This window comes from Candidatus Nanopusillus massiliensis, assembly GCF_920984865.1.
The window spans coordinates 265,818-266,367 of the sequence record NZ_OV100765.1 but is presented as its reverse complement, the minus strand read 5'-3'; the positions used below and the strand labels follow the sequence as shown (position 1 = coordinate 266,367).

Genomic DNA, 550 nt, shown 5'->3' with positions numbered 1-550 from the left:
ATGTAATAGATAAATTATTACCAGAATTCGTTGAAGAAGAAGAAAAATTCGAAGAAGAAAATGAGGAAAATAATGAAGAAAATATTGATAATTTTGCTGAAAATAATTTACAATATAACCAACAAAATTATAGTAATTATTATAATTATTATGGATATAATTATGGAAATTACTATGGAAATTATTATAGATATAGACGATAGCCCCGACCTGGGTTCGAACCAGGGACCTGCGGATTAACAGTCCGTCGCTCTACCACTGAGCTATCGGGGCTTCTATATTTTTAAATATTATTGTATTTCAATATTAAATGGATTTTTCAGATATAGCAAAAGAGATAAAAGATTCAAATGAAGAAATATTAATAGCAGCAGATTCTGATTTGGATGGAAAAATGGCATTGGGATTACATGAAAATAATATTAGAAAAATTAAATAAGAAATATATGGAATATTTTAGAATTGCTGGAGAAAATAATTTAGATCTAATAAAGATATTGGATGGAATAATATTTCATAAGAAAACAATAAATACAATAATATTTTTAGA

1 protein-coding gene and 1 tRNA gene are annotated in these 550 nt (G+C 25.6%); one reads left to right on the top strand and one right to left on the bottom strand.

The window, feature by feature from the left end; all coding sequences use genetic code 11:
- Window positions 1-201 precede the first annotated feature (201 nt).
- Window positions 202-273, bottom strand: a tRNA-Asn gene (locus LUA84_RS01860).
- 37 nt (window positions 274-310) lie between these two features.
- On the opposite strand from LUA84_RS01860, the gene LUA84_RS04195 reads away from it, so the two are divergent.
- On the top strand, window positions 311-439 hold the full coding sequence (locus LUA84_RS04195; protein WP_256443506.1) for a hypothetical protein: 129 nt from the start codon (window positions 311-313) through the stop codon (window positions 437-439).
- Window positions 440-550 lie beyond the last annotated feature (111 nt).